This is a genomic window from Phenylobacterium deserti (genome assembly GCF_003254705.1).
Taxonomy (GTDB): domain Bacteria; phylum Pseudomonadota; class Alphaproteobacteria; order Caulobacterales; family Caulobacteraceae; genus Phenylobacterium; species Phenylobacterium deserti.
The window spans coordinates 1-17832 of record NZ_QFYR01000003.1 but is presented as its reverse complement, the minus strand read 5'-3'; the positions used below and the strand labels follow the sequence as shown (position 1 = coordinate 17832).

Annotated in this window: 21 protein-coding genes, 2 tRNA genes and 2 rRNA genes; 10 read left to right on the top strand and 15 right to left on the bottom strand. The window is 64.2% G+C overall.

Annotated elements, in window-relative coordinates; all coding sequences use genetic code 11:
• Positions 1-54: 54 nt before the first annotated feature.
• Positions 55-1236, bottom strand: a complete 1182-nt coding sequence (gene rnd / locus DJ018_RS12630) for a ribonuclease D (protein ID WP_111515328.1) — start codon at positions 1234-1236, stop codon at positions 55-57.
• Positions 1237-1315: 79 nt separating this feature from the next.
• On the opposite strand from rnd, the gene purM reads away from it, so the two are divergent.
• Together purM and DJ018_RS18970 are read left to right on the top strand one after the other, a co-directional pair.
• Positions 1316-2341 (top strand): phosphoribosylformylglycinamidine cyclo-ligase, encoded by a 1026-nt coding sequence (gene purM / locus DJ018_RS12625; protein WP_111515327.1) that lies wholly within the window; start codon positions 1316-1318, stop codon positions 2339-2341.
• Between the two features lie 67 nt (positions 2342-2408).
• Positions 2409-2687 carry a hypothetical protein gene (locus tag DJ018_RS18970; protein WP_133254283.1) on the top strand — a complete coding sequence of 93 codons (279 nt, stop codon included), beginning with the start codon at positions 2409-2411 and terminating at the stop codon, positions 2685-2687.
• 99 nt (positions 2688-2786) lie between these two features.
• Here DJ018_RS18970 and tig read toward each other — a convergent pair whose 3' ends face one another.
• Positions 2787-4145, bottom strand: coding sequence for a trigger factor (gene tig, locus DJ018_RS12620; RefSeq protein ID WP_276309830.1), 1359 nt, complete (start codon positions 4143-4145; stop codon positions 2787-2789).
• A gap of 167 nt (positions 4146-4312) precedes the next feature.
• Positions 4313-4397: transfer RNA gene (locus DJ018_RS12615), tRNA-Leu, on the bottom strand.
• Between the two features lie 89 nt (positions 4398-4486).
• On the opposite strand from DJ018_RS12615, the gene DJ018_RS12610 reads away from it, so the two are divergent.
• Both DJ018_RS12610 and DJ018_RS19210 read left to right on the top strand, forming a co-directional pair.
• Complete coding sequence (locus DJ018_RS12610) at positions 4487-5305, top strand: FkbM family methyltransferase (protein ID WP_111515325.1); 819 nt, start codon at positions 4487-4489, stop codon at positions 5303-5305.
• A 46-nt stretch (positions 5306-5351) separates the two neighbouring features.
• Positions 5352-5525 (top strand): hypothetical protein, encoded by a 174-nt coding sequence (locus tag DJ018_RS19210; RefSeq protein WP_165842912.1) that lies wholly within the window; start codon positions 5352-5354, stop codon positions 5523-5525.
• Positions 5526-5550: 25 nt separating this feature from the next.
• On the opposite strand, the gene DJ018_RS12605 is transcribed toward DJ018_RS19210, so the two are convergent.
• Together DJ018_RS12605 and DJ018_RS12600 are read right to left on the bottom strand one after the other, a co-directional pair.
• Positions 5551-6441 (bottom strand): class I SAM-dependent methyltransferase, encoded by an 891-nt coding sequence (locus tag DJ018_RS12605; RefSeq protein WP_111515324.1) that lies wholly within the window; start codon positions 6439-6441, stop codon positions 5551-5553.
• A 135-nt stretch (positions 6442-6576) separates the two neighbouring features.
• A complete protein-coding gene (locus DJ018_RS12600; protein ID WP_111515323.1) occupies positions 6577-7194 on the bottom strand; it encodes an ATP-dependent Clp protease proteolytic subunit in 618 nt (205 codons plus the stop codon).
• Between the two features lie 241 nt (positions 7195-7435).
• On the opposite strand from DJ018_RS12600, the gene DJ018_RS12595 reads away from it, so the two are divergent.
• Complete coding sequence (locus DJ018_RS12595; RefSeq protein WP_111515322.1) at positions 7436-7885, top strand: hypothetical protein; 450 nt, start codon at positions 7436-7438, stop codon at positions 7883-7885.
• Between the two features lie 4 nt (positions 7886-7889).
• On the opposite strand, the gene DJ018_RS12590 is transcribed toward DJ018_RS12595, so the two are convergent.
• Both DJ018_RS12590 and clpX read right to left on the bottom strand, forming a co-directional pair.
• Positions 7890-8363, bottom strand: coding sequence for a surface-adhesin E family protein (locus tag DJ018_RS12590; protein WP_111515321.1), 474 nt, complete (start codon positions 8361-8363; stop codon positions 7890-7892).
• A 110-nt stretch (positions 8364-8473) separates the two neighbouring features.
• Positions 8474-9736: an ATP-dependent Clp protease ATP-binding subunit ClpX gene (gene clpX / locus DJ018_RS12585; RefSeq protein ID WP_111515320.1), complete on the bottom strand. Its 1263-nt coding sequence runs from the start codon at positions 9734-9736 to the stop codon at positions 8474-8476.
• A gap of 293 nt (positions 9737-10029) precedes the next feature.
• Here clpX and DJ018_RS12580 point away from each other — a divergent pair, with 293 nt between their 5' ends.
• Entirely contained in the window at positions 10030-10617 is a 588-nt protein-coding gene (locus DJ018_RS12580; RefSeq protein ID WP_240609543.1) for an HAD-IB family hydrolase, read from the top strand.
• Between the two features lie 6 nt (positions 10618-10623).
• Here the strand turns inward: DJ018_RS12580 and DJ018_RS19205 are convergent, their stop codons facing one another.
• Positions 10624-10800 (bottom strand): hypothetical protein, encoded by a 177-nt coding sequence (locus tag DJ018_RS19205; protein ID WP_165842911.1) that lies wholly within the window; start codon positions 10798-10800, stop codon positions 10624-10626.
• A 116-nt stretch (positions 10801-10916) separates the two neighbouring features.
• Between DJ018_RS19205 and DJ018_RS19655 the strand changes: the two genes are divergently transcribed.
• Positions 10917-11477, top strand: a complete 561-nt coding sequence (locus tag DJ018_RS19655) for a YidB family protein (RefSeq protein ID WP_111515318.1) — start codon at positions 10917-10919, stop codon at positions 11475-11477.
• A 65-nt stretch (positions 11478-11542) separates the two neighbouring features.
• On the opposite strand, the gene DJ018_RS12570 is transcribed toward DJ018_RS19655, so the two are convergent.
• Positions 11543-12232, bottom strand: a complete 690-nt coding sequence (locus DJ018_RS12570) for an alternative oxidase (RefSeq protein WP_111515733.1) — start codon at positions 12230-12232, stop codon at positions 11543-11545.
• A 243-nt stretch (positions 12233-12475) separates the two neighbouring features.
• Here DJ018_RS12570 and DJ018_RS12565 point away from each other — a divergent pair, with 243 nt between their 5' ends.
• Positions 12476-12688, top strand: coding sequence for a DUF2188 domain-containing protein (locus DJ018_RS12565; RefSeq protein WP_111515317.1), 213 nt, complete (start codon positions 12476-12478; stop codon positions 12686-12688).
• Between the two features lies 1 nt (position 12689).
• On the opposite strand, the gene DJ018_RS12560 is transcribed toward DJ018_RS12565, so the two are convergent.
• Together DJ018_RS12560 and ndk are read right to left on the bottom strand one after the other, a co-directional pair.
• Positions 12690-13046: a DUF6481 family protein gene (locus DJ018_RS12560; protein ID WP_111515316.1), complete on the bottom strand. Its 357-nt coding sequence runs from the start codon at positions 13044-13046 to the stop codon at positions 12690-12692.
• A 119-nt stretch (positions 13047-13165) separates the two neighbouring features.
• Positions 13166-13585, bottom strand: a complete 420-nt coding sequence (gene ndk / locus DJ018_RS12555; protein WP_111515315.1) for a nucleoside-diphosphate kinase — start codon at positions 13583-13585, stop codon at positions 13166-13168.
• 251 nt (positions 13586-13836) lie between these two features.
• On the opposite strand from ndk, the gene DJ018_RS12550 reads away from it, so the two are divergent.
• Both DJ018_RS12550 and DJ018_RS12545 read left to right on the top strand, forming a co-directional pair.
• Positions 13837-15720 (top strand): ABC-F family ATP-binding cassette domain-containing protein, encoded by a 1884-nt coding sequence (locus DJ018_RS12550; protein ID WP_111515314.1) that lies wholly within the window; start codon positions 13837-13839, stop codon positions 15718-15720.
• 73 nt (positions 15721-15793) lie between these two features.
• A complete protein-coding gene (locus DJ018_RS12545; RefSeq protein ID WP_111515313.1) occupies positions 15794-16981 on the top strand; it encodes a YihY/virulence factor BrkB family protein in 1188 nt (395 codons plus the stop codon).
• Here DJ018_RS12545 and DJ018_RS12540 read toward each other — a convergent pair.
• The 4 genes from DJ018_RS12540 to DJ018_RS12525 form a co-directional block, all read right to left on the bottom strand.
• Positions 16974-17255, bottom strand: coding sequence for a hypothetical protein (locus DJ018_RS12540; protein WP_240609542.1), 282 nt, complete (start codon positions 17253-17255; stop codon positions 16974-16976). The two genes, DJ018_RS12545 and DJ018_RS12540, sit on opposite strands and share 8 nt — an antisense overlap.
• Before the next feature lie 146 nt (positions 17256-17401).
• Positions 17402-17478, bottom strand: a tRNA-Met gene (locus DJ018_RS12535).
• A gap of 56 nt (positions 17479-17534) precedes the next feature.
• Positions 17535-17649 (bottom strand): 5S ribosomal RNA (rrf, locus tag DJ018_RS12530).
• A gap of 75 nt (positions 17650-17724) precedes the next feature.
• Positions 17725-17832: ribosomal RNA gene (locus DJ018_RS12525) — 23S ribosomal RNA — on the bottom strand; the annotation flags it as partial.

Sequence of the window (17832 nt, the reverse complement as noted above, 5' to 3'; positions counted from 1 at the left end):
GCGCTCCATCTCGGAACACCGCCCTTTGCATCAGGCTCTGGAGCCTTGCTTGCGTCAGCCGGCGGCAGCTGCCGCCTTCGGCGCGCGTCGCACCTCCACAACGCGCACGCGGGCGCCGTCGAGCACAAGCGCCAACTCGCCGCGCTTCAGCTTCAAAGCGTCCTCACCAAAGGCTTCGCGTCGCCAGCCCTTCAACGCGGCCGTGGGCGCCTCGTCATCGTTGGCGATCTGCTCCAGGTCGGCGACCGTCGCAATCAGCTTGGTAGCGACGCCCGCCTCTTCCGCCCGCGCCTTCAACAGGACCTTCAGCAACTCGACCACGGCGCCGGCCGCCGGTGACGGCTGCTGCTTGTTCTTCTCGATGACGGGGGCGTAGGCCTCCGGATCCTTCAGCGCCTCGCGCACGGCCGTCAGCAGATCCGGCCCGAAGCGCGAGCCGGAGAAGCCCTTGGGCACGGACCGCAGCCGATCGAGCGCGTCAGCATCCGTGGGCGCCTGAGTTGCGATCTCGTCGATCGCCTCGTCCTTCAGGATGCGACCGCGCGGCTGGTCCCGCAATTGAGCCGTGCGCTCGCGCCAGGCGGCGACCGCACGATAGACTGCAAGGTACTTGGCCGTATGACGGCGGGGGCGCAGCCGCTTCCAGGCGTTCTCGGGATCCACGTCATAGTTGGCGGGGTCCGTGACGTTCGCCATCTCGTCTGTCACCCAGGCGAGCCGCCCCTCCTTTTCCAGCCGCGCGTGGAGCTTGGGATAAAGGTCGGCCAAGTGGGTGACGTCCGCGAGAGCGTAGGTCAGCTGGTTGTCCGAAAGCGGCCGGCGCGCCCAGTCGGTGAACCGGCTCGACTTGTCGAGCTCGATCTTCAACATCTGGCGGACCAAAGCATCGTAGGCGATCTGCTCGCCGAACCCGGCCGCCATGGCAGCAATCTGGGTGTCGAACAAGGGCCGCGGCATGGCCTTCAGGTTGTTGAAGATTTCCACGTCCTGTCGGGCGGCGTGAAAGACCTTGAGGATCTTCTCGTCGCGCAGGATCTCTAAGAACGGCTCGAGGTCGATGCCGTCCGCCAACGGGTCGATCACCGCGTCGGCGTTCGGGGCTGCGGCCTGGATCAGACAGAGCTTGGGCCAGTAGGTGGTCTCGCGCATGAACTCGGTGTCCACGGCGACGAACGGTTGGCCCTTGATCTTATCGCAGAACACCGCGAGTTCCGCGGTGGTGGTAATCGGCGTCATCAATTAGCTATAGCCCCGCGCGCGCCCGAGTCTGCAAGTCCGGAGCGCGTCTAGGCGCATTTCCTCTGAGGTTTTTCGTATGTCCGAGCGGCCCAATGGTTTGACGTACGCCCAGGCCGGCGTGGACATAGACGCCGGAAACGCTCTCGTCGAGCGGATCAAGCCCTTGGCGAAGGCGACGCGCCGCGCGGGCGCTGAAGCCTCGCTGGGCGGCTTCGGGGCTCTCTTCGACCTCAAGGCGGCCGGATACGCCGATCCATTGCTGGTCACGACCACTGACGGCGTCGGAACGAAGCTGAAGGTCGCCATCGAGACGGGCCGTCACGATACCGTCGGTATCGACCTCGTCGGCATGTGCGTGAACGACCTGTTGGCCCAGGGCGCAGAGCCGCTGATGTTCCTGGACTACTTTGCGACCGGCAAGCTGGACGTCGAAGCGGCCGCCACCGTGGTTGCTGGCATCGCCGAAGGCTGCCGGCAGGCCAACTGCGCGCTGGTTGGCGGCGAGACCGCCGAGATGCCGGGGATGTACGCCGACGGCGACTATGACATGGCGGGCTTCTGCGTCGGCGCGGTGGACCGCGACAAGGTGCTCCCGCGGCTTGGCGACCAAAAGCCGGGCGATATCCTGATCGGCCTCAGCTCTTCCGGTCCGCACTCCAACGGCTATTCGCTCGTCCGGCGCATTGTCGAGCGATCCGGCCTTCCCTGGGAAGCCGCCGCACCCTTTTCGGAAGGACAGACGCTCGCTGAGGCGCTGCTCACCCCGACGCGCATCTACGTTCGCTCGGTCCTGCCGCACCTCAAGGCTGGCCGGATCAAGGGGCTGGCGCACATCACCGGCGGCGGCCTCATCGAAAACCCGCCGAGAGCGATCGCCGAAGGCCTGACGGCGCGGTTCGACTGGAACGCCTGGGCCCTGCCTCCGGTCTTCGACTGGCTTCAGCGGACAGGCGGGGTTGACGACCACGAACTGCACCGGACCTTCAACTGCGGCGTGGGCCTCATGCTGATCGTGTCCCCGGAAGACCTGCCGGACGTTTTGGAGGGCCTGGTCCGTGCGGACGAGGACGCCTTCGTGATCGGGGAACTCGCGGCCGGCTAACGGCGCCGCGATCATTAAACATCGTTATGTTGGGCGAACGGCGAAGGTTCGTTAGCTAAGCACCCTGGTGACGCTGGGGGACTTCGCGTTGATTGCACTCGCCGTTTCGACCGCGTTGCTCTTGCAGGCCGCTCCTGCGGCTTCCGCAGTGGAGGCGCAAGTCGCGCCAACTCCACCGGCCAAAACCAAGCCGGTCTGTCGCAAAGAAGTGCCGACCGGCAGTGTCATGGCCAGGAAGGTCTGCCTCAACGAGAAGCAGATGACCGCCCGGGAGCAAGGCGCTCGCAAGGATCGCGAGAAGCTTCGCGACATGCGCAACAATCGTCCCAGCGTATCCCAGTTCTGAGCCGTCGGCGGCTCCGCGGCGACGCCGCGTTTGTGCGCAAGGCGGAAACAAACAGGGCTCCCTCGCGGGAGCCCTTCGCAGTTCTGGCGAAGCCGAAGCTTACTGACCGTAGCCTTCCGGCAGATCGTCTTCCTTCAAGAGCTCGTCCTTGGAGACGGACTGCTCCTCGACCTTCGCCTTGGAGGTGATGAGGTCCACCACCTTGTCTTCGAAGATCGGGGCGCGAAGCTGCGCCTGAGCGTTCGGGTTGTTGCGGAACAGGTCGAACACCTGCTGGGCTTGCGGACCGTAGCGCATCGCCTCTTGGCGCATGGCGTTGGCCAGTTCCTGGTCCGTGACCTGGACATTGTTGTTGCGGCCGATCTCGGCCAGGACCAAGCCCAGACGGACGCGGCGCTCGGCGATCTTGCGATATTCGGTCTGCAGTTGTTCGTCAGACTTGTCCGCGTCTTCGGCCGGCAGGCTGCCGTTGGTCTTGTCCTGCTGGACTTGGCTCCAGATCGTGGCGAACTCGGCATCCACCATCTTCGGCGGCAGCGGGAAGTCGTGTTTGGAGTCCAACTGGTCAAGCAGCGCGCGCTTAAGCTTGAAGCGGGAAGCCTGAGCATACTGTTGCTTAAGGTTGTCCTTCAGCAGCTCCTTGAGCTTGTCGAGGCTCTCGAGGCCAAGACGCTCAGCTAGGGCGTCGTTCGGCTCGGCGTCCACCGGAGCTTTGACGTCCTTCACCTTCACTTCGAAGACCGCTTCCTTGCCGGCCAGATTGGCGGCTTGGTAGTCCTCCGGAAAAGTCACCTTCACTTCGACGTCGCTGTCCGGCTTGGCGCCGACCAGCTGGTCCTCGAACCCCGGGATAAACTGGCCAGAACCCAGCACCAGCTCGGCGTCATTGGCCGTGCCGCCCGCGAAGGCTTCGCCATCAAGCTTGCCGACGAAGTCGATGACAACCATGTCGCCGTCCTTCGCCTTGACCGTCTTTCCGGTCCGGCTTTCGTACGTGCGGTTCTGGCTGGCGAGTTCGGTCAGAGCCTCGTCGACCTCCGCGTCGCTCGGCTCGTACACCGGGCGCGTCAGCTCGAGGGTGGCGGGATCCACCGGATCGAACTCCGGCATGATGTCGACGGCCAGTTCGTAGGAAAGGTCGGCCTTGCCTTCGATGACCTGGTTGATGTCGCCTTCCGGCTTCAGGTCCGGCTCGCCCGCGGGGCGCAGCTTGTTGTCTTCTAAGACTTTCTGCGTGGTTTCCGTCAGGGTCTGCTCGACCACTTCCGTCATCAGCGCCTTGCCATACAGGCGGCGCACGTGAGCCGTCGGCACCTTGCCGGGGCGGAAGCCCTTGATGTTGAGAGTCGGGGTGATCTCGGCGATGCGCGCCTCGAGCTTCTCGGTCAGGTCCGAGACGGGAACGGTGACTCCGTAGACGCGGCTCAGGCCTTCACCAGACTTTTCAACGATCTGCATCGACATTCTTGTATTCCCGGGCGCCGCGCCGAGCTTGTAGCGCCTGCGACCGCCTTTGCGTGAAAGATGAGCGCCGCCGAAGCATGCCCCGGCGGCGGGCGGCGACTTATGTCATGCCCCGCGGGGTGCTCCAAGCCCAAAGCGAGCCGGGTGCAGCGCCGCGTTGCTGGTGCGGATGAGAGGACTCGAACCTCCACGCCTCTCGGCGCTGGAACCTAAATCCAGTGCGTCTACCAGTTCCGCCACATCCGCGCGCCCGCGTCATTACGATGGAACGCCGCTGAGCGCCAGTTCCCTCCAGCGCTGCGCCTCTTTAAACAGGCGCGGAAAACGGAGGTCCCATGAGCGAACCCGCGGTCAAGATGTACGAAACCCGCTTCGGCCCAATGCTCGGGCTGACCAGCGACATCTACATCACACGATCGCTGGAGCTCTACGGGGAGTACTGCCCGGGCGAATGGGCGATGTTCAAGCAACTGATCAAGCCGGGCATGACCGTCGTGGAGATCGGGGCGAACATCGGCACCCACACCGTGCCCATGGCGAAGGCCTGCGCACCGGGCCGGCTCTACGCCTTCGAGCCTCAGCAGCGTGTGTTCCAGGTACTCTGCGGCAACCTAGCTCTCAACGATGTGCGAAACGTGCTGGCCTACCCCGAAGGTTGCGGTGAGGAGAGCGGCTACGCCACTGTTCCGCCGATCGCCTACGAACAAGCCAACAACTTCGGCGGGATCTCGCTTTCGACAGATGCAAGCCGGGGCGTTCGCGTCCGCATCACCCCGCTGGACGAACTCGACCTGCGCAAACTCGACGTGCTCAAGATCGACGTGGAGGGGTTTGAGCCCAAGGTCCTGCGTGGAGCGCGTGAAACGATCCTACGCTGCCGCCCCGTCATCTACATCGAGAATGATCGATTGGAGCAGGCCCACGAGGTGATCCAGCTGATCGATCGGATGGGCTACCAGATGTACTGGCACCGGCCGCCGCTGTTCGATCCGCAGAACTATCGCGGCCACACCGAAAACGTCTTCGGCGGGGTCGTCTCACGCAACATGCTCTGCATTCCGAACGAGCGCCGGACCGTGGTGCAGCACATGCTGCGTGTCGATCCTTCACTTTGGACGTCTCGCGCCCAGAACTGGAATGGCGTGGGCGCTTAACAGGTGCTTAAGCGCAGGCGCCGCATCTTGAGCGGAACTCAGCCTCGTGAGTCGTGCCCGCTTGATCACGCCCGTTACATATCGCCCGATCGCTGAAGTCCAGCCGGTGAAGCGGAAGGTGGCGGAGCCCAAGGCGGACAAGGCCCAGGGACGGTCGCGACCAAAGCTCGCGCGTAAGCCGGACAAGGGCCAAGGCGAGAACCTCGACATGTGGGTCTAGGTACGCGCGGTGCGACTTACGGAAGCTACAAGCGTCGAAGGACAAAGGCGTCCTGGGGCAAACTTGTTGTGTCGAACTTAACGATCTCGAGCGGAAGCGCGTGCTCTTTGAGGATAAGCTCAAGCGCCGTCCGACTGATCAATGTCTCCCCATAGTTCTCGTTCTCTTGTGAACGGATCCAAATAAACTTGCCCTTATGGAAGTGCTCACGAAGAGCACGCGGATCTCCAACCTTTTCCAGGACGAACTGATAGTACCAGTGGATCTCTTCGCCATTAGCGAGCTGTTCCGCTGCAGCGATCAACCCATCTATGAAGCGTTCCCCCCAAGTGGTGAACACTGCGTGGCCTCCGGTTGTCAGCAGTTCGGCGGTTTCGCGTAGCCAGACCGCGGTCGAATGGTGCGAAAGGTGCGAAAAGATCGAGTAGCCCACGATCAGGTCGAACACATGTCGCGGGATCCGCCTGTTTGGCAGGTACTCGCCTGCTAGGAACGTCACGTGCGGGTTCAGGCTGCGGGCGATTGTCAGGAAGAGACGGTTCGGCTCGAACGCATAGATATTCGCTAGATCGAAATACCTGAGGTAGGGGCGGAGCATGCGGCCCCAACCTGAGCCGAAATCAAGGAATCGCGCTTCTGGCCGAAGGCTTTGCTCTCCAACCGTGGTCTTCACGAAGCTGAAGAACCGGAACGCTTCCTCCACAGCGACCTCGTTCGCAGTGCCATGGATACGCATCTGGAGGTCGACGTCAGGGAAGCGCGGAAACGGCACCCCATCGATCTCGGCCTCATGCACGGAGCGTTGCAAGACCGCCAGCCATTCAGCGTCGGACAACTTTCCGAAATGTGCTCGGAAGAGATTGGGATGGGAAAGCCGTTCGTCGTAGTGGATCGGCGGAATCGTCAACTCGGGCATCTGAGTCTCGCTCGCTAGGAGCGTGACCTGATACACAATCGCGTTGCACCGAGCCACATGTCAGCGGCCACATAGTCAAAGCGAAACGCCCGCCGGTCTCCCGGCGGGCGTTCCGATTCGGAGCGGACGCGGCGCTTAGTCGGCCTGATCGCGCTTTTCCCAGACGTGGTCGACGAGACCCCAGTCCTTGGCTTCCTGAGCGCTCATGAAGTAGTCGCGATCGAGCGTCTCCTCGACCACCTCGATCGGCTGGCCGGTGTGCTTCGCGTAGATCTCGTTCAGCCGGCGCTTCGTCTTCAAGATGTCCTCGGCATGGCGCTCGACGTCGGAGGCCTTGCCCGAGAAGCCGCCGGAAGGCTGGTGCACCATGATGCGCGAGTTCGGCAGAGCGATGCGGCTGCCCTTTTCGCCGGCCATCAGCAGGAACGAGCCCATCGAGGCGGCCATGCCGAGGCACAGGGTGATCACCGGGCTCTTGATGTACTGCATGGTGTCGTAGATCGCGAGACCCGAGGTCACGATCCCACCCGGCGAGTTGATGTACATCTGAATTTCTTTTTTCGGGTTCTCCGCCTCGAGATGGAGGAGCTGGGCGCAGATCAGGCTGGCCATGCTGTCCTCGACCGGGCCCGCCAGGAACACGATCCGGTCTTTAAGGAGTCGGGAAAAGATGTCGTAGGCGCGCTCGCCGCGGCTCGTCTGCTCGACGACCATCGGCACGAGGCCGAGCGCGGTAGTGACGGGGTCACGCATAGGGAGGAAGTCCTTCTGGAATCTTTGGCGAGCCTGGCGGAGCCCGCTCCCCACCGATATCGCGTGCCGGAGAGCCAGGCGCAAGGCCGGGACGCCTCTGCCGAGAGATGACGCCCGGTTCTGTAACGCTCACGCCCGCTAGAGGTGGCGCGTCTGTGATCGCGCAGAAGCAGGGCACGCTCCGGTTGCGGTCGTTGAGAGCTGAGCTATCCTCCGGCACGAGCGACGTTCGGAGCGCCATATGCGCAACGCCATCATCCTCTCCGTCCTGCTGGCTACGACCGCGGCCGCTCCAGCCTCGGCCAAGCCGAAGCTGCCTCCGCACAGTTGGGGCAAGCCTGGGATTTCGTTCCTGCAGTACCGCACCGACACGGTGGAATGCGTCTACGCCGCCAGCGTGAGCAAGGTGCGCGTCCCGATGGCCGACATCATGATCCTGGCCGACGACGTGGATGTCCGGCAGTACGTCGACCAGGCGCAGATCGGCCGCAGCGCGCAGGCGATCCGAGTCGCCGAGCAGGTGGCCGAAGCTCTGGACGCATGCCTGGCGGCGCGCGGCTACCGACCGTTCCGCCTCACCGACGAGCAACGCGCGACGTTAAGAACCTATCGTGCGGGTATGCCTGCGCGTCAGCAGTACCTGTTCCGACTGGCCGCCGATCCGGACGTGCTCATCCGGCAAGGCTTGTAGCGCCTCACGACCGCAAGCACGCCGCCTGCAGCACGGCCGCATCGAATGACTCCGGGTCCGGCGCCGCCCACTCGACACCTTCGTAGCCGTAGACCTCTGGCCGCCCCTCGAGGTTGTTCTCCGGGTAACGATAGACCCTGAACCGGCGCGCTACACGCCTTGCGCAGTCCACGTGCGCAACGATCCGCTCAGACTTGTAGGGCTGCGCCACGACGCCTGCGGGAACGGCCGGGTCGGTCTGCGCCTCCTTGTACTCCTGGCGCATCCAGACCTCTTCGGGCTCTCCTGCCCTGCCCGGCGCGGCTTTGGCGAACAGCACGACAGTGCGACTGGCGTCCATGGACAAGAACGGCCAGTCCTTCGCTTGAAGCCGGTCCGTCCAAACCGGCAGCGCGATGCCCCGAGGGTCCGGCGCCGGCATCGCGGGCGGCGCAGCAGCCGTCTGCGCTCCGAAGAGCAGGACCACCAACCCGATCATCTCGCTCTCCCGCAACTGGGTCCGGTCGAGGTTAGCGCCACAACTTGAAGCTGCCCACGAAAAAGGCCCCGCAGTCGCCCGCGGGGCCTCTCAGTCAGAGCTGAGTTCGCTTAAGCAGCGCCGCCTTTGTCTCGACGCTCGGCGTAGATGATCAGCGGTTGCGCCCGACCTTCGATCACTTCGGCGTTGACCACCACTTCTTCGACGCCGTCGTAGGTCGGCAGCTCATACATCGTCTCGAGCAGGACGCCTTCGAGGATCGAGCGCAGGCCGCGCGCGCCGGTCTTGCGCTGGATGGCCTTGCGGGCCACGGCGGTGAGGGCGTCGTCCGTGAAGGTCAGGCCGACGTTCTCCATCTCAAAGAGGCGGACGTACTGCTTCACGAAGGCGTTCTTCGGCTCGGTGAGGATCTTCACCAGGGCTTTCTCGTCCAGGTCGTCCAGGGTGGCGATCACCGGCAGACGGCCGATGAACTCCGGGATCAGGCCGAAGCGCAGCAGATCGTCCGGCTCCACTTGGCGGAAGATCTCACCCGTGCGGCGCTCGTCCGGATCCGACACCTTGGCGCCAAAGCCGATCGACGTGCCTTGGCCGCGCGCGGAGATGATCTTCTCCAAGCCGGCGAAAGCGCCGCCACAGATGAACAGGATGTTGGTGGTGTCGACCTGCAGGAACTCCTGTTGCGGATGCTTGCGCCCGCCCTGCGGCGGCACGGAGGCGACGGTGCCTTCCATGATCTTCAGCAGGGCCTGCTGCACGCCTTCGCCCGACACGTCGCGGGTGATGGACGGGTTGTCCGACTTGCGGCTGATCTTGTCGACTTCGTCGATGTAGACGATGCCGCGCTGCGCCCGCTCGACGTTGTAGTCGGCCGCCTGCAGCAGCTTGAGGATGATGTTCTCGACGTCTTCGCCGACGTAGCCGGCTTCCGTCAGGGTCGTGGCGTCGGCCACGGTGAAGGGCACGTCGATGATTCGGGCGAGCGTCTGGGCCAGCAGGGTCTTACCCGTGCCGGTCGGCCCGATCAGCATTATGTTGGCCTTGCCCAGCTCGACGTCGTTGTTCTTCGTCGCGTGGTTCAGGCGCTTGTAGTGGTTGTGCACCGCGACCGAGAGGACCTTCTTGGCGTGGTCCTGGCCGATCACGTAGTCGTCGAGGACCTCCCGAATTTCCTTCGGAGTCGGGACGCCGTCCTTCGACTTGACGAAGGAGATCTTGTGCTCCTCGCGGATGATATCCATGCAGAGCTCGACGCATTCATCACAGATGAACACCGTCGGACCCGCGATGAGCTTGCGGACCTCGTGCTGGCTCTTGCCGCAGAAAGAGCAATACAGGGTGCTCTTCGAGTCTCCGCTAGCGGCCTTCGTCATGGTCTTTCTCACTCTCTAGGCGACTGTGCCGGAACCGGCCACCGCCACCCCGCCGGGCGTATGCCGCCCTTACAATGCAGATTACGCGCCGCGGGTTGTCTAAGTCTTGACATTCCCCGATTGCGCCAAGGATCACAAGCCTTCGCTCGCGATAGCGACAAATCGCGACGTAGCGCCGATCGTACTGGCGCCTGCGCCTAAATGGGAAACGGGCCGAAATGGCACAAGACCAAAACGACCCTGTCATCCACAGAGAAACAGGCGAAGTCGCCTCCGTTGACGCTCCCGCGATCGTGGCGTTCGATTTCGACGGCACCCTGACGGTCCGCGACAGCTTCACAGCTTTCCTCGCCTGGCGCGCCGGACCGGCGGCCTATCGGATGGGGCTCCTGAGGCTTTTACCAGCGGCGGCCGCCTATCTGTTCCACCGTGACCGTGGCCGGATCAAGGCGGCGGCCGTGTCTGTGTTCCTGAGGGGCGTGCCGCGAGCGACCTTGGAAGCGGACGCTCGGCGATTTGCAGATCAGCATGCGCGCTCGCTGTTCCGCCCTGACGCGCTGGAGGCCTGGCGTCGTTGGCGTGAGGAGCCGGTCCGCCTCGTCATCGTCACCGCATCCCCTGCCCTGACTGTCGCGCCTTTCGCACGCGCACTTGGCGCGGACGACCTGCTCGGCACCGAACTCGCCTTCGACGCTCAGGATCGCGTCGCCGGTGGGTTCGCGAGCCCGAATTGCCGGGGCCCGGAGAAGATGACCCGCCTCAAGGCGCAGTTCGGCGAGAACCTGGTGCTGAAGGCGGCTTACGGTGACACGGGTGGAGACAAGGAGATGCTCGAAGCGGCCGAGACCGCCGGCTTCCGTGTGTTCAAGGACCAACCATAGCCGGCATCAGAAAAGTAGGTTCAGTCCCCACAACACCGCCAGGGTGATCAGCACGCAAGTCAGCACTATGCCGGCCGTCCACAGACCGAGCTTCACCAGGGCGATATGCAGCATCCAGCGCGGCCAAGGGCCATGGACGACGCGGTACTCGGCGTCGATGACGGGCGGGCGCTCATGCGGCATTCACTCAATCTGGCGAGCCGCGCTCCAATGAGCAAGGTGCGTCAGAGTTTCGAACAAGCGGCGCTCGAACTACGCCCGGCGCGAGGCGTTTCCGACGCTCACGCAGCGAGGTTCGCATGGGACTGTTGGATCAAGTACTGGGAAGCGCACTACCCGGCATGGGCCGCCAGCCACAGCGTAGAGGGGGCATGGGTCAAACCATAGCCGCCGGCGTCCTGCTCGCGCTGCTGGTCAAGGCGGCGCGCCAGCATGCACAGCCCGCCGAAGGCCGCAGCTTCGATCCGTCGAGAGGCGCCGGACCGAACGGCGGCGGCCTTGGCGGAGTGCTTGGTGGATTGGGCGGAATCCTCGGCGGAGGCGGCGGTCTTGGCTCTTTTCTCGGGGGGCTCGGCGGGGCCGGCGCCCTTGGAGGATTGATCGGGCAGCTGCAGCAGAAGGGCTATGGCCAGCAAGTGAACTCGTGGGTCGGCTCCGGTCAGAACCAGCCCCTCGCCCCACATCAGCTTGCCGACGCCCTTGGGGAAGACACGGTTCAGGATCTGCAGGAACAGACGGGCATTCCCCGAGAGAGCCTGCTGGCCGAACTCGCCCATATCCTGCCCGAAGCAGTACACGAGGCGACGCCGAACGGGCGATTGCCCACCGATGACGAGCTCCACAAGATCACGCACCAGTAAGCCGCGCAGAACAATGCCGCCGCCCACGAGGGCGGCGGCCAAGTCTCTGGTGCTCCGATTGGATCTTAGGCCGCGGCCTTCCAGTTCGGTTGCAGCTCGGCGTGCGGAGGGCACGGCGCCACGTCAGTGACTGGAGCGCCGATCAGCTCATTGGCGAAGCCGTGATTGACATCGCGATGGTGCGCCTCATCGGCACGGACCACGAGGACCACGTCGCGGAGGGTCGAGTCTTCCGGCAGGCCCCAGTACTGCTTAGCGATCTCGGGAGCCGGCACGTTCTCGCTGCGGCCTTCGTCGATCTCGGCGAGGTAGTGCGTGTAGCTGATCACCGCCTCCTCCTCGAAGTAGCCCACCACCCGATGGGCAGTCTTCGGGCTGATCAGATAAAGGCCGAAGAAGAACAGGTAGAAGACCCACTGCACGGCCACGATGACGAACCGTTCGAACAAGGTGGGCTTGCAGACCTCGATGAAGGTCATCAGGTGCATCCGCTCGTTCTCGGCCTCGTCCATCAGGGTCTTGATCCACCCCTTGTCGTTCTCCATCCGGCGCAGGCACTTGAGGTGGTTGAGGGTCGCGCCCACCATGCCGGGCACGGCGGCGACGGTTTCCAGCACGACGGCGCGGTGCCCGTAGCGTTCGGCGAAGAAGGTGTCGGCGCAGAACCGCAGCAGTTTTACGAACCCATAGGCGACGCGGTCACCGAAGCCTTTGGGCTGATGGTGGATCGACAGGTCAACGAACGGAGCGGTCATGGCGCTCATCCTCTTCTCGACGCGGGCCGCTTGGCCCTGAACATGGGTCGAGGAGATACGCGCTCCTGGAAAGTCTGGCGCTTCGGGTCGTCTACCTACGGGCCACTACGTAGGCGGAGCTGGAACGTAGTGGTTCCAGCGTTCGCCGAGTCAGGAAACACTCTGTCCACAGGGGATTACGCTCAGTAACGGAACAACTGGCGGCTCCGTACGCTGAAGCTTGATCGCGAGGGTTTGTCTGGGATGGTTCAGTACGCGGTGACGCTCAAGGACGGTGACTGGACCGTCTTCAAGGACGGGGAGCCGATCGAGCGTGGCTTGACGCGATCCGCGGCCATTCAGATGGCCAAGGACCTGGCTTTCGAAGCCGAGGAGCGAGGCGACAATGTCGAGCTCCTGATTCAGGGATATTACGGCGACATGTCCCGCCGCCTGAGCGGCGGGGCCGACGACTGACCTAGCCGGCGCGGCGCATCGCCGACTTCGCCTCGCGCTTGGCGCGGGCTTCCGCTTTGGCGGCGGCTTTGCGGTCTTTCCGCTCCTGGCGCTTCAGCTCCAGCTGGTGCTGTTCGTCGTTCGCGAGAGCCTCGACGCGAGCGGCCTCGGCCTCTTCAGCCCGCTTGCGAGCCTCTTCCTTTTCGGCAGCGCGGCGCGCACGGACTTCTTCGAGCTCGCGAGCCTTTTTTGCGGCCGTGCTCTCGAATTGCGTGGGTTGCACGGTCGGCTTGGGCTTGAACTTCTCCAGCAGGGCCTTGCGAGCTTCGGCTTGCGAGTTCAGGCGCTCGGAGAACCCTCCGATCTTCTGTTCTTTCATCGTCACTTTCAGATTGGAATACGACAGCGTCCGCGCAGCTAACCGCGCGGACGCCAACTCGGTTGCTCGCCTACATGGCGCTCAGCGATCGCTCGCTCAACCCCATGCGGCAGGCGGCCTCAGCCGACGATTTCGGCGTCGGTGAAGAACTGGGCGATTTCGATCTCGGCGTTGTCCAGGCTGTCGGAGCCGTGCACCGAGTTCTCACCAACGCTTTCGGCGTACAGCTTGCGGATGGTGCCGTCCGCAGCCTGGGCCGGGTTCGTGGCGCCCATGACTTCGCGGTAGCGAGCCACGGCGTTCTCGCCTTCGAGGACCTGAACGACGACCGGCTCGGAGATCATGAAGTCGACGAGCTCGCCGAAGAACGGGCGCTCCTTGTGAACTTCGTAGAACTTCTCGGCTTGGTCGCGGCTCATGCGGATGCGCTTTTGAGCGACGATGCGCAGGCCGGCGTCCTCGATCACCGCGTTGACCTTGCCGGTCAGGTTCCGACGGGTGGCGTCCGGCTTGATGATCGAGAAGGTGCGTTCGGTCATGGTCACTTTGTTCGTTGTGGAGCGAAGCAGCGGCCGTCGGGCCGCGCAGGTGGCGCGCTCTATATAGGCAGGACGCCGCCAAGCCAAGGCGCTGCGCTGCAACATGCGCGCTCGTGGCATGACGAAAACGGACTCGTCTGGTATGCACCGTGCCGGTCAGGCGGCGGCGCGGCTCATCACATTCCTGGCCCTTCCCTCTTCATCGCGGTCCGGCGAAGCGCCGGCGCGCGTCCGGACGCCTCTCCGAATCCATGCTTCAGATCCACGACCTCGTCTTCGATTCCTGGGGACGCCGCTTTTTCGACGGAGCCACCGTCAGCCTTCCGAAAGACTCCAAGGTTGGCCTCGTCGGCCGCAACGGTGTGGGCAAATCCACTCTGTTCAAGTTGATTACGGGCGAGTTCATCCCAGGCGGCGGAGAGGTCAGCCTCCCGCGCCAGGCGCGCATGGGCCAGGTGGCCCAGGAGCACCCCGCCACGCCCGTCCCGCTTATCGACACCGTCCTGGCTGCCGATGAAGAACGCAGCCGCCTGCTCGCCGCACTCGACACAGCCTCGCCGGACGAGCTGGGCGACATCTATGCGCGTTTGATCGAGATCGACGCCGACCGCGCGCCCTCACGCGCCGCCGAGATCCTGGCTGGCCTCGGCTTCAACAACGAGGACCTCACCCGTCCGATGGCCGAGTTCTCCGGCGGCTGGCGCATGCGCGTCGCCCTCGCCGCGGCCCTGTTCGCTGAGCCTGACCTGCTGCTGCTCGACGAGCCGACCAACTACCTCGACCTGGAAGGGGCGCTGTGGCTAGAGAACCGGCTGCGCAAGTACCCGCACACGGCCATCATCATCAGCCACGATCGCGAGCTGCTGAACAACTCCGTCACCCACATCCTTCACCTGAAGGATGGCAAACTGGAGCTTTATCCGGGCGGCTATGATGCATTCGAGCTGCAGCTCACCGAGAAGCTGCGGTTGCAGGAAGCGAACCGCGCAAAGGTGGATGCCCAACGCGCGCACCTGCAGTCCTTCGTAGATCGTTTCAGGGCGAAGGCGTCCAAGGCCACTCAGGCGCAGTCGCGCCTGAAGATGCTCGCCAAGCTTCCGCCAGTCTCGGCGGTGGTCGAGGAGCATGTCGCCCCCTTCCTGCTGCCCTCACCCGAGCGTCCCCTGCCCCCGCCGCTGCTGCGGCTCGAGGGCGTCCAGGCCGGCTACGGCGGCGCGCCAATCCTGAAGAAGCTTAACCTTCGGCTCGATCTCGACGACCGCATCGGTCTGCTCGGCGTGAACGGAGCCGGCAAGTCCACTTTTGCGAAGTTGGTCGCCGGCGCCCTCGAACCTGAAGCGGGCGCCTTCCACCGCAGCGGCAAGATGAAGGTGGGCTGGTTTCACCAACACCAGATCGAAGCTCTCGATCCCGACGACACGCCGCTGGAGATCATTCGTCGTGCGCTGCCCGGCGATACCGAGGCGCGTCGACGCTCGCGCCTGGCCCAGTTCGGCCTCGGGCACGAGAAGGTGGAGACCAAGGTCTCCAACCTTTCCGGCGGTGAGCGGGCCCGCCTGTTGCTGAACCTCGTGGCGATGGAAGCGCCGCACCTGCTCATCCTGGACGAGCCCACCAACCACCTGGACATCGACAGCCGTCGCGCACTGCTGGACGCCCTCAACGACTATCAGGGAGCCGTGATCCTGATCACTCACGACCGGTCGCTGATGGAGCTCGTCGCCGACCGACTCTGGCTCGCCGCTGACGGGACGATCGAGCCCTTCGACGGCGACATGGAGGACTACGCCAAGTTCGTCCTCGACCGTGCCCGGGTGGCGGCCCGCGCGCCCACGCAGGTCCGAGAGGACAAGCCGCCAGAGGCCCCGCCTCCGCCTGCGCCGGCTCGCAGCAAGGTTCCGACGGGCACAGCGAGGCGGCGCGCGGAAGCCGCAGAAGCTTCGCTAGGCCGCGCCACCGAAGCTCTGGCTCGCATCGACGCCGCCCTCACCAACCCGGAGCTGTTCGCCAAAGATCCTGGGAAGGCTGCCAGACTGGCTCGCGAACGGGACGCCGCGCAGAACGCGCTCGAGGCCGCGGAGCTGGAGTGGATGGAAGCGCAGGAGGCTTATGAGGCCTTGCGCGCCGGGGCCTGATCCGCAGCGGAACTCAGCTGCCGTTGCGGCATTGCGGCCGCTGCAGGTTGGTAGCGGAAGGAACAGGTTCACCATGTTCAAGCGGGGGAAGAAGCCGGCTGGAGCTCCGGCGAAAGACGCTCGCAAGGACCTGGACCTCGCCTGGGACGTGGCGCCTCTCATGCTGCTGGCGGGCGCGGGCGTTGCTCTTCTGCAAGACCCGGAGAAGGCCAAAGCGGATGTCCGGCGCACCGAACGCGGCCGCGGACGCGGCGCAAGCTCTCCGCGGGAGATTCCGAAGGCGGGGTGGAAAGACATCCTTCTGCGCACCAAGCAGGAGTTCAGTGAGGATCAGGTCACGATGGTCGCGGCAGGCGTGACCTTCTACACCCTGCTGGCCCTCTTTCCCGGTCTCGGGGCCTTCGTGGCGCTCTATGGCCTGTTCGCGGATCCGGCCCAGGCGCAAAAGCATCTCACCCTGCTCTCATTCATGCTTCCGGCCGACGCCATCCGCTTCCTGAGCGAGCAGATGACCCGTATCGCGTCCGCAAAAGAAGGTGGCCTCTCGCTCGCTTTCGTCGCCGGCCTCCTGACCTCCGTCTGGAGCGCGAACGGCGCCATGAAGGCGCTGATCACGGGGCTGAACATCGCCTACGAAGAGCAGGAGCGTCGCAGCTTCGTCCGCAAGACCGCCACGTCTCTCGTCTTCACCTTCGGCTTCATCTTGTTCGTGCTGATCGGCGTGGGCCTGCTAGCGGCCGGCCCAGTCATCGAAACCTTTGTTGGCCATCAAGCCGCAGTGGTGTTCGGTTGGGTCAGCTGGCCGCTACTTCTGGTCGGCCTGGCTGTCGGGCTTGCCCTTCTGTACCGCTATGGCCCCAGCCGCGATCCGGTGCGCTGGCAATGGATCAGCTGGGGCAGCGCCGGCGTGATCCTCTTCTGGGTGGTGGCGAGCGCCGCTTTCTCGCTCTACGTCGCCAACTTTGCTCATTACGACGACACCTACGGCCCCCTCGGCGCGGTGATCGGCTTCATGATGTGGACCTGGCTTTCGACCGTCGTGGTTCTCGCCGGCGCCGAACTCAATGCCGAGATCGAGCATCAGACCGCCCGCGATACGACCGTAGGTCCGGAGCGCCCTTTGGGCCAGCGACGCGCCCGGATGGCCGATACGGTCGGAGCGGCTCAACACAAGAACAAGGGTCCTCAGAACAAGAAGGCCGGCGCGGAGAGCCCGCGCCGGCCAAACTTCCGTCTTCCGACGCAGCGCGCCGTCAGGTGATGTGCTTGGGGCTGATCGGATCGCTGCCGGGGAAGGTCTCTTCGATCGCTTCGTCGAGCAGCGCCTCCTGGTGGTCCTCCGCGTCCCGCTTTTTGTCGGCCAATTGATCCGGCTTCTCGTGCGCAGGGATCGGCTCGGCCCGACGGGCATGTGGCTCGTCAATGTGGCGCTGCTCTTCCGGCGCGCCGGCGTCCACGGCGGCGTCGGCCGTGGCGCCGCTTGAGCCGTGCGTCAGAGCCCGCTCGGTTTCATCCTGCTGTTGGTTGTGGGCCATCGATGCCTCCTGTCTTCCCTCCCTGGACTTAATCCACGAGGCGGCTCGGAGTTGCCCTCTGCTTGCCACTCACCGTTGAGCTTACGGCATGTTCTTGTCCGCACAGCAAAACGCCCCCGGCGTTGAGCTGGGGGCGTTTGCGTATTTGGGTGCGGGGACAGGATTTGAACCTGTGACCTTCAGGTTATGAGCCTGACGAGCTACCGGGCTGCTCCACCCCGCGGTGATGCCGGTGTTTTGGTGTGGTGATTGGAAGGGTTGATTTGATCCGTTTTGTAGACCTGGCGGCGACCTACTCTCCCGCGCCTTAAGACGAAGTACCATTGGCCCGGAGAGGCTTAACGACCGAGTTCGGGATGGGATCGGGTGGGGACCTCTCGGCATAGCCACCAGGTCGACGAAACGGATCTGATGATGAGAAGACGTCGTATGTCTTGGCGACCCAAAGCGTTCATGGGTTTTGATAAGAACGATCAAGCCGATCGAGCGATTAGTACCAGTAAGCTCCATGCCTCGCGGCACTTCCACACCTGGCCTATCGACGTGGTGGTCTACCACGGCTCTCGGCGAAGCCTTG

Excerpts from the sequence above, each read along its gene's own strand:
- rnd (WP_111515328.1), bottom strand. The coding sequence starts at position 1,236 with ATGACGCCGATTACCACCACCGCGGAACTCGCGGTGTTCTGCGATAAG.
- purM (WP_111515327.1), top strand. The coding sequence starts at position 1,316 with ATGTCCGAGCGGCCCAATGGTTTGACGTACGCCCAGGCCGGCGTGGAC.
- tig (WP_276309830.1), bottom strand. The coding sequence starts at position 4,145 with ATGCAGATCGTTGAAAAGTCTGGTGAAGGCCTGAGCCGCGTCTACGGA.
- DJ018_RS12610 (WP_111515325.1), top strand. The coding sequence starts at position 4,487 with ATGAGCGAACCCGCGGTCAAGATGTACGAAACCCGCTTCGGCCCAATG.
- DJ018_RS12605 (WP_111515324.1), bottom strand. The coding sequence starts at position 6,441 with ATGCCCGAGTTGACGATTCCGCCGATCCACTACGACGAACGGCTTTCC.
- DJ018_RS12600 (WP_111515323.1), bottom strand. The coding sequence starts at position 7,194 with ATGCGTGACCCCGTCACTACCGCGCTCGGCCTCGTGCCGATGGTCGTC.
- DJ018_RS12595 (WP_111515322.1), top strand. The coding sequence starts at position 7,436 with ATGCGCAACGCCATCATCCTCTCCGTCCTGCTGGCTACGACCGCGGCC.
- DJ018_RS12590 (WP_111515321.1), bottom strand. The coding sequence starts at position 8,363 with ATGATCGGGTTGGTGGTCCTGCTCTTCGGAGCGCAGACGGCTGCTGCG.
- clpX (WP_111515320.1), bottom strand. The coding sequence starts at position 9,736 with ATGACGAAGGCCGCTAGCGGAGACTCGAAGAGCACCCTGTATTGCTCT.
- DJ018_RS19205 (WP_165842911.1), bottom strand. The coding sequence starts at position 10,800 with ATGCCGCATGAGCGCCCGCCCGTCATCGACGCCGAGTACCGCGTCGTC.
- DJ018_RS19655 (WP_111515318.1), top strand. The coding sequence starts at position 10,917 with ATGGGACTGTTGGATCAAGTACTGGGAAGCGCACTACCCGGCATGGGC.
- DJ018_RS12570 (WP_111515733.1), bottom strand. The coding sequence starts at position 12,232 with ATGACCGCTCCGTTCGTTGACCTGTCGATCCACCATCAGCCCAAAGGC.
- DJ018_RS12565 (WP_111515317.1), top strand. The coding sequence starts at position 12,476 with ATGGTTCAGTACGCGGTGACGCTCAAGGACGGTGACTGGACCGTCTTC.
- DJ018_RS12560 (WP_111515316.1), bottom strand. The coding sequence starts at position 13,046 with ATGAAAGAACAGAAGATCGGAGGGTTCTCCGAGCGCCTGAACTCGCAA.
- ndk (WP_111515315.1), bottom strand. The coding sequence starts at position 13,585 with ATGACCGAACGCACCTTCTCGATCATCAAGCCGGACGCCACCCGTCGG.
- DJ018_RS12550 (WP_111515314.1), top strand. The coding sequence starts at position 13,837 with ATGCTTCAGATCCACGACCTCGTCTTCGATTCCTGGGGACGCCGCTTT.
- DJ018_RS12545 (WP_111515313.1), top strand. The coding sequence starts at position 15,794 with ATGTTCAAGCGGGGGAAGAAGCCGGCTGGAGCTCCGGCGAAAGACGCT.
- DJ018_RS12540 (WP_240609542.1), bottom strand. The coding sequence starts at position 17,255 with ATGGCCCACAACCAACAGCAGGATGAAACCGAGCGGGCTCTGACGCAC.